General features: G+C 53.1%; 11 protein-coding genes. All 11 read right to left on the bottom strand.

Annotation, left to right across the window (positions count from 1 at the left end; translation table 11 throughout):
- The coding region (locus QMD53_06285) for a hydrogenase iron-sulfur subunit (protein MDI6800252.1) at window positions 1-364 on the bottom strand (364 nt) is incomplete at its 3' end.
- Between the two features lie 292 nt (window positions 365-656).
- On the bottom strand, window positions 657-1,547 hold the full coding sequence (locus QMD53_06290) for a selenium metabolism-associated LysR family transcriptional regulator (protein MDI6800253.1): 891 nt from the start codon (window positions 1,545-1,547) through the stop codon (window positions 657-659).
- 164 nt (window positions 1,548-1,711) lie between these two features.
- Complete coding sequence (locus QMD53_06295; protein MDI6800254.1) at window positions 1,712-2,512, bottom strand: cytochrome c3 family protein; 801 nt, start codon at window positions 2,510-2,512, stop codon at window positions 1,712-1,714.
- A gap of 182 nt (window positions 2,513-2,694) precedes the next feature.
- The gene (gene rfbD / locus QMD53_06300) at window positions 2,695-3,546 is read right to left on the bottom strand and encodes a dTDP-4-dehydrorhamnose reductase (protein MDI6800255.1); all 852 of its coding nucleotides are present in this window, start codon (window positions 3,544-3,546) and stop codon (window positions 2,695-2,697) included.
- 23 nt (window positions 3,547-3,569) lie between these two features.
- A complete protein-coding gene (gene rfbB, locus QMD53_06305; protein ID MDI6800256.1) occupies window positions 3,570-4,529 on the bottom strand; it encodes a dTDP-glucose 4,6-dehydratase in 960 nt (319 codons plus the stop codon).
- A gap of 3 nt (window positions 4,530-4,532) precedes the next feature.
- The gene (locus QMD53_06310) at window positions 4,533-5,033 is read right to left on the bottom strand and encodes a dTDP-4-dehydrorhamnose 3,5-epimerase family protein (protein ID MDI6800257.1); all 501 of its coding nucleotides are present in this window, start codon (window positions 5,031-5,033) and stop codon (window positions 4,533-4,535) included.
- A 51-nt stretch (window positions 5,034-5,084) separates the two neighbouring features.
- Window positions 5,085-6,149, bottom strand: coding sequence for a glucose-1-phosphate thymidylyltransferase (locus QMD53_06315; GenBank protein MDI6800258.1), 1,065 nt, complete (start codon window positions 6,147-6,149; stop codon window positions 5,085-5,087).
- Between the two features lie 41 nt (window positions 6,150-6,190).
- Entirely contained in the window at window positions 6,191-7,477 is a 1,287-nt protein-coding gene (gene hemL / locus QMD53_06320; GenBank protein ID MDI6800259.1) for a glutamate-1-semialdehyde 2,1-aminomutase, read from the bottom strand.
- Between the two features lie 106 nt (window positions 7,478-7,583).
- On the bottom strand, window positions 7,584-8,561 hold the full coding sequence (locus QMD53_06325) for an AsnC family transcriptional regulator (GenBank protein MDI6800260.1): 978 nt from the start codon (window positions 8,559-8,561) through the stop codon (window positions 7,584-7,586).
- An 18-nt stretch (window positions 8,562-8,579) separates the two neighbouring features.
- Window positions 8,580-9,695: a heme b synthase gene (ahbD, locus tag QMD53_06330; GenBank protein MDI6800261.1), complete on the bottom strand. Its 1,116-nt coding sequence runs from the start codon at window positions 9,693-9,695 to the stop codon at window positions 8,580-8,582.
- A gap of 14 nt (window positions 9,696-9,709) precedes the next feature.
- Window positions 9,710-10,684 (bottom strand): porphobilinogen synthase, encoded by a 975-nt coding sequence (gene hemB, locus QMD53_06335; GenBank protein MDI6800262.1) that lies wholly within the window; start codon window positions 10,682-10,684, stop codon window positions 9,710-9,712.
- Between the last annotated feature and the right edge of the window lie 84 nt (window positions 10,685-10,768).

The raw sequence follows: 10,768 nt of genomic DNA on the forward strand, positions 1-10,768 counted from the left end.
TCTCGGTCACGGCCGAGACGAACTGGTCCGGCTCGCCGGCCGACATGAATTGGACATGCAGGCGATCCCCTCCAAAGCCGATCTCATCCAAGATGGATTTTAAGAACTCCACCTTGGCCTCGGCCTTGTAGTTGCCCTCCTCAAAGTGGCACTGACCCTTGCGGCAACCGGTGACCAAAACCCCATCGGCCCCGCGGCCGAAGGCCTCCAAAACGTAAAGCATATCGACCTTGCCCGAGCAGGGCAAACGGACCAGCTCCACGTTGGGTGGATAGTGCTCTTTCCTGGTTCCGGCCGTATCGGCCGCCACGTATGAGCAGTAGTTGCAGCAGAATGTGATGATCTTCGGTTCAAACTCTGCCATTTCTCCCCCTTTTTGCTAGGTTATTTTTTGATGGTGTTTAACTGGTAAAAACAGATTTCTTCTATCTGAAAAACCACTAAAACCTCGTAAATCATTAGACTTTGTATCAAATTGTTACAAAGTATGCTTACAGCATGCCTTAAAAATATTAATATGGCAAATTGATTTTTTTAATTCTTAGGGAGATGTCCCATGTGTGGAAATAAATAATTCGAGTATTTCGCGGGTTTGGACAGAGCGAGACGCTTGGGGTAGTTAATTTGTTTTAGGAGTGAAGATCAGAAGTTAAAGCCTAATACTGTTTCAAAAACTGCAAAAAGGCTCTGAGTTGTTTGGATTTGGTCCTTCTTCTATGGAGGGCTAGATAGTAATCTTTCTTGATCTCAAAGTCGTCGATCGAGATTTCAAGCAAAAGTCCGGCCTTGACCTCGTATCTTGCGCTCTTCTGGTTGATGATGGAAACCCCCTCGCCGCCCATTACGGCGTGCTTGATGGCTCCGGTCGAGCCGAGCTCCAAGACTACCTTAAGATCGCTCTCGCCAATCCCCCGCACCTTCAGCTTCTTTCGAATGCTTATCCTGGTGCCTGAACCGTCTTCGCGGATTATGAAGGGCTCTTTTACGACTTCATCCAGTGAAACCGAGGCCCTCTTGGCCCAGGGATGACTGGGTGGCGCGATGAGAACCAGATTGTCTTCGGTAAACTTCTCTAAGACCAGATCCTTCTCGTTGATATCGGCTCCAACTATTCCGACGTCCAATTTGTAATCGAGCATCTGTCTAATTATTTCGGCGGTATCCAGTATCCTCAAGACCACCTCTACGGCCGGGTAGCTCTTCTTAAAAGAGCCAAGGAGGAGCGGCATCAGCCCCTCGCCGACGGTGACCCCGGTGCCGATGGTGAGCCTTCCTGCAATCTTATTTCCGGATGACTCGCTCAAATCGCTCTTTATCTGATCGACCTTGGCCAGTATCTCTTTGGCGTGCTGATAGAGGATTTCGCCTTCGGTCGTCGCTATAACCCCGCGATCCATGCGATCCAAGAGCTTGACGCCAAATTCTCTCTCAAGGGATTTGATCTGCAGACTCACCGTGGGCTGCGAGAGATGGACTTCGCTGCCGGCCTTGGTGAAGCTCTTGTTCTCGATAACGGCGCAAAATGTCTTTAGCTCTCTTATCTCCATAAGGGCCTTTTTGTATTTGACTCTTTAAGATGGCTCTGAAAATGGAGCCCCTTTGGCGTAATCATTAGGAGCTAGCCAAGGGGGCAGAATAAGTTGATTATGTGATTGTTGTCAAATCCGCTAGCTAGCCCGCCTATGATTATCTAAAGACCGATAGCTTAAGCTTACCAAGGAAGCCAGGGCGCTATCTTCTTGAGAAACTGGGCCAGACCGTTCGACTCATAGGCCTCATTTGATCCATGGATGGATGGACCGTAAGCCTCGGCGATTCCCTCGGCCGAACCCTCATGGCAGCTCTCGCATGTCTTAGCCAGGTTGGCCTCGGAGACTGGTGAGGCTGGATCATTCACATAAGCGTTGTCGTGCGATCCGTGACAATCCCAACAGGCGGGCGCTCCCTCATACTCGGCTTTGTAAGCGTCGCCGTGATAGTAGTCGGAGTAGCTCTCGTAAGCATCCTCGTGACACTTGCCGCATACCTCTTCGCCGCTGGCATAGAAGGGCTTGGCCCCTGTGCTGTCACCCACGTTCTTGACGTAGTGATTGGTATGGCAATCGGCGCAATTTGGAGCATTCTCCACCCCGTCTTCTAGGGCGGTCTGATGGACGCTTCCCAAATAATCGTCATAAGCATAGGAGTGACAGAAATTGCAAGCCAAGATCGGGTCGCTTGATGGCAGTTCTTCTCTGGTCGGATGGGGCCAATCGGTGAAGCCTTGATGACAGGTGGTGCAGACAAAGGTGGCGTGGGTAGAGTTCTCGAAGGCAGCCAGATTTACGTTGAGGCTCCTGCCATCCTCTCTTTTTAGGTTGGGGTCGTTATGACAATCGATACAAGATTGATTCTCAACCCGTCTTGCTACGTTTCCACTCTCTTGAGCCGAGACGGTGCCAAGAGCGATGAGCAGAACAAGCGACGAAAAGAGTGCCAGAGTTAGACCGGTAGCAATAGATATCCTCTTCATTAAAGAGCCCCTCCAATTTATGATTGAAAGTCTTTAAGCATCCTCCTTGGCCCGCTCAAAAAAAACGACGCGGCCTAAGCGGACGGACCTTAAGCTATAGATTACCCAATCTTGTTGGTAAATTGCAAGAGAAATTCGATAAAAAATGTATCAATTTGATACAAATATTCTTTGCCGCCGAATTATGAACCGAGCGATGAAATCCGCTCCACAAAGTAATCTTCAAGCCCACTTCGCCAATCCTTGAGCCTGTGGCCATAAGCAGTCTCGAACTTATTACAGCTTAAGCTGGAATTGCTTGGCCGAGTAGCGGGCCTGCCGAGCTGCCCGCTTGAGATGGGAATAACCCTTATCCCGCTTAAGCCGGCCATCTTGAGTATCTCTTTGGCAAAGCCGTTCCAGCTTGTGATGCCACTGCCGGCTACGTGATATGTGCCGTAGAGGGGCTTTTTGACCAAGATTGCTATCGCTTCGGCGAGGCCCAAGGTGAAGGTGGGTGAGCCCGTCTGATCATCGACCACTTTTAATTCGACAGAGCTCGACGCAAGACTGAGTATCGTCTGGGCGAAGTTTTTGCCACGGAGACCGAAGAGCCAGCTAGTCCTGACGATGTAATGCTTATCCAATAGGCGGGTCACATGATCCTCACCGGCCAGTTTGGAGCGGCCGTAGACGTTAATGGGGTTGCAAGCGTCGGTCTCGATGTAGGGTGCCTCCTTCTTGCCATCAAAGACGTAGTCAGTGCTGATGTAGACCATGGGAACGCCTCGCTCCTTACAGGCGATCGCAACATTCTTGGTCCCCTCTCCATTGACCAGAAAGGCTCTCTCTTCATTTGACTCACAGCCGTCGACGTCCGTGTAGGCGGCGGCATGAACGACTAGGTCATAGCCGCCCAAAGCCGCCTTGACTGCGCTCGCATCCGTCACATCGAGCTCACTTTTCGAAAGGCCCTTCACTTGAGCGGATGCGGAGAGGACCTTTACAAGATCGGCCCCGAGCATACCCGAGGCGCCGGTTATCAGTATCTTCATCTTAAAATTCCCAAAAGACCGCCTTAAGCCTTCTTGAGGGGCTTCCACCAGCTTTTATTCTCTTTATACCAGTTTATGGTGGTTACGAAATTCTCTTCAAAGCCCCGCTCGGGCTCCCAGCCGAGCTCCGTTATCTTGGATATATCGACCGAGTAACGGCGGTCGTGGCCGCGGCGATCGGGCGCGCTCTCGATGTAGTCCATGTTTTTGCCCAAAAGCTCCAGGACCATCATAGTGATATCGATGTTTGAGACCTCGTTGCCCGCCCCGATGTTATAGATCTGGCCGTTCTCCCCCTTATGCATGATGATATCTATGGCCGCGCAGTTGTCGGTCACATAGAGCCAATCGCGCACGTTGAGACCGTCTCCATAGAGAGGAACCTTCTTATCCTCCATAAGGTTGGTCACAAAGAAGGGTATCAATTTCTCCGGATATTGATAAGGACCGAAGTTATTGCTGCTTCTGGTCACGATCACCGGAAATTCGTGCGTCTTGAAGTAGGAAAGGGCGAGCAGATCGCCAGCCGCTTTGGTGGCCGAATAGGGACTGCTTGGGGTGAGCTTATCTTCCTCTTTGAAGGAGATTATATCTACCGAGCCGTAGACCTCATCCGTTGAGATCTGTATGAACCGCCTGATCTTGTTGTCGAGGGCGTTCTTTAAGAGGTTGTTCACCCCAAGGACGTTGGTCAAAACAAATTCGTCGGAGGACTCGATGGAGCGATCAACGTGGCTTTCGGCGGCAAAGTTGACCGCCATATCGACTTCGCCCATCAGCTCGGCCACCAGGGCCGGGTCAGAGATATCTCCCTTGACGAAGCGGTAGTTTCGGCTCCCCTCGATATCCTTCAGATTGGCCAGGTTTCCGGCATAGGTCAGCTTATCCAAATTTATCACTTCGTAATCCGGATACTTATTCAAGATATATCGTATGAAGTTGCTGCCGATAAAACCGGCTCCGCCGGTCACAAGGAGCTTCAATGATTATCCTCCACCAATGATATAGTCGGGCCAGATATAGGGAACCTCGGGGCTGTCGAAGGGCAAGCGGTATTCGTCCGGTTGGTCATATTGATAGAGCATGGTCGGAATGTTGATTATCCTAGCCTCCTCCGAGTTGTAGGCCGTAAAACCGTGCAGAATATAAGGGGGGATCTGAAGCAGGTTCGGTCCACTGCCACCGGCGGTCGTTTTGCCGTTAGAAAGAGAGGGGGACTCCAAGATGAACTCGTTTACCTCATTGTATGTGGGCGATCCCTGCCTCATGTCGCAGAGAACTACGAGCGCCCGGCCAAAGACGCAGACGAAATTATCCGTCTGGACTTTGTGATAATGCCAGGCCTTGGCCATCCCGCGGACAGCTCCGGTCATGTAGGCCTGACCAAATTTTTCGAAGACAGCGTCGTCAGAGCGGAGCATCTCCATCAAGAAACCCCGTTCATCCGGTATCAATTTTAAGGCCTTGCTCCTTATGCCCTCGATCAAATCGACCACTCCAGAGATAAAAATTTTTAAAGGGTATTACATATATATCGGCTAACTGACTTCGATTTCGCTATTGTCTCCGACCATGAATTTATAGGCACGGGGCATTATCTCCCTCTTGTGGACATTGACGTTGCGGCCAAGCAGACTGTCCTCGATGCGCACGCCGATGTCGGTTACCCTTGAATCGGCCAGGATGATGCTATGTTCAACTTCGCTACCGGTGATAGTCACGTTATCGTGGATCGAAGTGAACGGCCCGATATACGACCCTTTCACCAGGCTCTTTTTGCCGATTATGGCCGGCCCTCTGACCACGCTCGATTCGATGCGGGCCCCCTCTTCGATGACGACTTTGCCGAAGATCTTGGAGTCGCCGTCCACCTCGCCCAAGATCGTCTCCTCAAGGGTATCGAGCATGATCCGGTTGGCCTCCAGGATATCTTCCAGTTTTCCGGTATCCTTCCACCAGCCCTCGATGACGTGAGGGTGGACCTTGAAATCGGTGTCGATTAAGCGTTGGATGGCATCGGTTATTTCTAGCTCGCCGCGGGCCGAAGGCTCAACCGAGTTTACGGCCGCAAAGATGTTTTTATCAAAGAGGTAGACGCCGACTAGGGCCAGGTCGCTCTTTGGAATTTTGGGCTTTTCAACCAGGCTTACCACCCGGCCCCGGTCTAGCTCGGCCACTCCGAATCGCTGGGGCTCCTTGACCTTGGCAAGCAAGATGTGACAGTTGCAATCGCTCTTTTTGAACTCTTCGACCAAGGGGGTGATGCCGTCTTTTATCAGATTGTCGCCAAGATACATGACGAAGTCATCTTGGCCCAAAAACCCCTCGGCCACCTTGACGGCGTGAGCCAGGCCCAAGGGGGCCTCCTGCTGGATGTAGGTGATCTTGACTCCAAACTTGGCCCCGTCGCCAACGACCCCTTTTACCTCCTCGGCCGTCTCGCCCAGAATTATTCCGATATCTTCGATACCGGCTTCTTTGAGCGATTCGATGGCATAGAAAAGGATGGGTTTGTTGGCCACGGGAACTAGCTGTTTTGCGCCGGTATGAGTGATGGGACGGAGCCTGGTTCCGGTTCCGCCGCTGAGTAAGAGCCCCTTCATCTATCCCCCTTTAGTCTGTTGCCTTGGCGGGGGGGATATCCTTAAAGCATCTCCAAAAAGGACTCCTCGGCCGCCCGGACGGTCTTTTCGATATCCTCGTCGCTGTGACTGGCTGAGATGAAGGATGCTTCAAACTGGGAGGGAGCTAGGTAAATGCCCCTCTCTAACATCGATCTAAAGAATGATGCAAATGCCCCCAGGTTTGACCGCTTCGCGCTGCTATAATCTGTGACCGGCCCCTCGGTGAAGAAGACCGTGCTCATCGAGGCGATTTGACTGCAGAAGACCTTAATGCCCGCCTTTTTGGCCCCGGCTTCGATCCCCGCCGATAACTTTACCGATCTCTCATCCAGCTGACTATATATAGCGTTATCGGCAAGTATTTTTAGGGTCATGAGACCGGTGCTAAGAGAGACGGGATTGCCCGAGAGAGTGCCCGCCTGATAGACGGGACCGATAGGAGCCAAATGCTCCATCACTTCGGCCCGCCCGCCGAAGGCGCCAACCGGAAGACCGCCGCCGATTATCTTGCCAAGGCAAGTAAGGTCGGGCTCAATGCCGTATAATCCCTGAGCGCCCGAAAGGCCCAAACGAAATCCGGTTATCACCTCATCGAAGATGAGCGGGATGCCACTCTCTTGGGTTAACTTCCGCAAGCCCTCCAAAAAACCAGGCTCGGGAAGGACCAGGCCCATATTGGCCGCCACCGGCTCAACTATCACGGCCGCAATCTCTCCGCCCCATTTGGCGATGGTCCCTCTAACCGCCTCAAGGTCGTTATAGTCCAGGGCGATGGTATCCTCGGCCGCCCCTTTGGTGACACCCGGACATCCCGCAATCGATAAGGTGGCAACGCCAGAACCGGCCGCAGCCAGCATACCGTCCGAGTGGCCATGATAGCAGCCGTCAAACTTGATAACTTTGCTTCGGCCGGTAAACCCACGGGCCAGGCGGATTGCGCTCATGACCGCCTCGGTGCCCGAGCTGACCATCCTCAACCTTTCGAGCGACGGCATGGCCGAGGTGATCAGCCTTGCCATCTCCACTTCGAGCTCGGTCGGCGCCCCAAAGGTCAGGCCCCTTTGAGCGGTTTCGGCTATGGCGGCCAGAACAGCCGGGTGAGCGTGGCCCAAAATCAAGGGGCCATAGGAGGAGACGTAATCGATAAATTCATTTCCATCGACATCATAAATCTTGGAGCCCTTGCCGTGCGAAATGAAGAGAGGCTCGCCGCCGACCGCCTTAAAGGCTCGAACCGGGCTGTTGACCCCGCCTGCAATCAGCTTTACCGCCTCTTCAAAGAGCTCCTTTGATCTTTTGGTCTCCATAACATCCGCCTAGAATCGATGATTGTTTGACTACCCGTCTAATTTTTAACATAAGAGGGGTGGGTGCTCAAGAAAACCATATCGCAAACTTTATGCGCGCTGATCCTTACGCAAAATATCTCATCGAGGTCTTCTTGAACTCTCGCAGACTATACAAAAGGAGGTGATCGGCCCCTCCAGCCGCCTTGGTGATCTTGTCGGCCGCCTTTTCGCACTCCTTCTCGGTCTTGCCGTGAATCATGGCATAAAAATTATAGGGCCAATCGGGAAAGCTTCTTCTGAGATAGCAATGGCTCACCTCTCCTAGGCCTGCGGCAAGTTCTCCGGCTTTGGCTGCCGCCTCCTTCCTCAAGGCCCAGACCCCCATGGCGTTATGATTGAAGCCGGCCTCCGTGTGACGGAGGATGACCGAGATCCTGCGAAGGGCCCCGGCCCTCTCCCAGTATTTAAGCTTTTTAATGACCACATCCTCGGAAAGGCCGACGCGCAAGGCCAAAGCCTCAAAAGGTTTTCTGATGATAGGGATATCCCTACTTAGCTCCCTAATCAGGGCCCGATCTTTATCGTCCAAGGTTATCTTACCATCGTAAAGGACGGCCTTTTCTTCCTTTACCTCTTTGGCGGCCTTGGACTTGGACATCAAGCTGAAATTGACACCGATCTTATATAGGCGTTCGGCCCTAAGATCGAGAAGGTCACCCACCCCCGTCTCCCCCTTGATGACCTCTAAGATGCGTTCAAGAGCGTCCGCGTCCGCGGCTATCAGGGTAAACCAGAGGCTGTAGTCGTGTCCCCGCTCATAGGAGTGGGTGACGGCCGGAAAGCGGCAGATCCTTTCGGCCACCTCCTCGAGCCTCTCTGGGGCGACCTTCATGGCGATCAGAGTGCTCATGAATCCGAGCCGTTTGGAGTCGAAGACGCCGCCAAGCCGCCTTACGATGGGCGATTTCTTGAGTTCAGTCAGGCGGGCTAAGACCTCGTCCTCGCTCAAAGAGAGGTCTTTGCCCAGAGCAAGGAAGGGCCTCTCCTCAATCGGAAGGCCGCTTTGGGTGGCACCTAACAGAGCTTTGGCGGCCTCATCCATTCTCAATCCCCCGGGTTCTCATTCGGCTTTTCCCTTCGGAACATAGACGCAATAGGGCTCCTCGGTCAGATAATCTCCGGTCTTGGCATAAGCCCTGGCCCGGCAGCCTCCGCAACTGACCCGCCAGGCGCAGGCGGCGCATTTGCCTTTGAGTTTTGCGGGATTCCTAAGATCCACAAAGACCTCGGAATTCTCCCAGATCTCCTTGAAGCTCTTATCTCTAACATTCCCGCAATCTATATCGAGATAGCCGCAGGGCTGGACCTGACCGAGGCGTGAGATGAAGCAGAAGGACCTGCCGCCCAAGCAGCCCTGATTTCTTGAGCTTAAGCCCGGATGGCCGGATGGGGCCTTCTCCTCACAGCCGCCATGCTGATCGATTATCCTGGCAAAATGGGGGGCGCAGGTCGCCTTGAGCTCCAAGGGAGTCTTATCCTTTTTGGCATAAAACCAGTTCAATACCTCTTCGTACTCCTCTGGGGTTATCTCTTCTCCCTCAAGATCCTTACCCCGGCCGGTCGGGACCAGCAAAAATATGTGGTGAGCGACCGCCCCCAGGCTTTCGGCCAGCTTCAATATCTCTTCGAGCTCGCTAAGGTTCCTCTTGGTAATGGTGGTATTTATCTGAAACTCGACCCCGGCCAGCTTGGCATTCTCAATCCCCTTTAAGGCATCAGCAAAAGCGCCTTTCACGCCCCTAAACTCGTCGTGGATTCTAGGATCGCTGCTGTCGATGCTCACGCTGATTCTGGGCACCCCAGCCTGAGCGATCCTCTCGGCCATCTCGCTCGTTATAAGCGTCCCGTTTGGAGCCATAACCACGCGCAAACCTTGCTCCTTAGCGTAAGCGATGATCTCAAAGATGTCCCCTCTCATCAGGGGCTCGCCGCCGGTCATGATGATGATCGGTCTGGCAAAGCTGGCTATATCGTCTATGAGAACAAAGCATTCTTCGGTGGAGAGCTCTTTCCCTTCGCACTTATCGCTAGCCGAAGCCCGGCAGTGGGCGCACTTTAAATTGCAGACCCCGGTTATCTCCCAGGCGATCATCCTGGGCGGGTTAATTTGGGGCATGGAGTTTGGGGTCTGGAGCGGGCGGCCCTCTTTGCTTTTGCCTCCGAACTCGCCACTCATAACTCCAGGCTTTTTTAGCCGAGCCATTTGGCAACGTCTTTCGCGTGATAGGTCAAGATCATGTCGGCTCCGGCTCGCTTGATGGAGGTCAGCATCTCTAAGACTACCAGCTTCTCATCGACCCAGCCATTTGCGGCCGCTGCTTTTATCATGGCATATTCGCCACTCACGTTGTAGGCGGCCGTCGGGTAACCGAAGGACTCCTTAACTTTCGAAATTACGTCCAAATAGGCCAAAGCTGGTTTTACCATCAGGATGTCGGCCCCCTCTTCGATATCCAAGGCCGCCTCCCGCAAAGCTTCATCCACGTTGGCCACGTCCATCTGGTAGGTCTTGCGGTCGCCGAAGGCGGGAGCGCTGCCTGCCGCCTCGCGAAAAGGCCCGTAGAAGGCCGAGGCATACTTGGCCGCATAGGACATGATGGGCGTCTCCTTAAATCCGGCTTTATCGAGCTCGGCCCTGATGGCCGCGATGCGCCCGTCCATCATATCGGATGGAGCAACCATATCGGCTCCGGCCCGAGCGTGCGAAAGGGCGATGCTCGCCAGGATCGGCAGGCTGTCATCATTTAGAACCTCTCCATCCTTGCCGACCAGGCCGCAATGGCCGTGATCGGTATAAGCGCAGAGACAGACGTCGGTTATTACCAGAAGCTCGGGAAGATCCTTCTTAAGGGCAGCGATTGCCAATTGGACCGGGCCGTCGTCTTTATAAGCATCCGCGCCATTTGCGCTCTTCTGCTCGGGGATGCCGAAAATGATGATGGCCGGGATGCCCAACTGGGCCACCTCGGCCGCCTCTTTGACCAGCATATCGACGGAAAGGTGGAGGACGCCCGGCATCGAGACGACCTCTTCTTTTATCCTCTTGCCAGAAACGACGAACATGGGATAGATGAGATCATTCACGGTTAAGGTTGTTTCCCTGATCAGACGACGAAAATTTTCATTTTGCCTAAGCCTTCTTGGGCGATGATTTGGAAAATACATCTAATTTTCCTTTCTTCTTCAGCTTGCCTGAGTCAAGCCCACAAAGTTCTGTAAATGGTGTCCTCCTGAGATAAGAGTCATTCA

The organism is Actinomycetota bacterium, from assembly GCA_030017835.1.
GTDB lineage: Bacteria > Actinomycetota > Aquicultoria > UBA3085 > Oleimmundimicrobiaceae > Yes70-04.

What these genes read in the sequence shown, in the direction of transcription:
- QMD53_06290 (MDI6800253.1), bottom strand. Translation starts at nt 1,547, where the DNA reads ATGGAGATAAGAGAGCTAAAGACATTTTGCGCCGTTATCGAGAACAAG.
- QMD53_06295 (MDI6800254.1), bottom strand. Translation starts at nt 2,512, where the DNA reads ATGAAGAGGATATCTATTGCTACCGGTCTAACTCTGGCACTCTTTTCG.
- hemL (MDI6800259.1), bottom strand. Translation starts at nt 7,477, where the DNA reads ATGGAGACCAAAAGATCAAAGGAGCTCTTTGAAGAGGCGGTAAAGCTG.
- QMD53_06315 (MDI6800258.1), bottom strand. Translation starts at nt 6,149, where the DNA reads ATGAAGGGGCTCTTACTCAGCGGCGGAACCGGAACCAGGCTCCGTCCC.
- rfbD (MDI6800255.1), bottom strand. Translation starts at nt 3,546, where the DNA reads ATGAAGATACTGATAACCGGCGCCTCGGGTATGCTCGGGGCCGATCTT.
- ahbD (MDI6800261.1), bottom strand. Translation starts at nt 9,695, where the DNA reads ATGAGTGGCGAGTTCGGAGGCAAAAGCAAAGAGGGCCGCCCGCTCCAG.
- QMD53_06325 (MDI6800260.1), bottom strand. Translation starts at nt 8,561, where the DNA reads ATGGATGAGGCCGCCAAAGCTCTGTTAGGTGCCACCCAAAGCGGCCTT.
- hemB (MDI6800262.1), bottom strand. Translation starts at nt 10,684, where the DNA reads ATGTATTTTCCAAATCATCGCCCAAGAAGGCTTAGGCAAAATGAAAAT.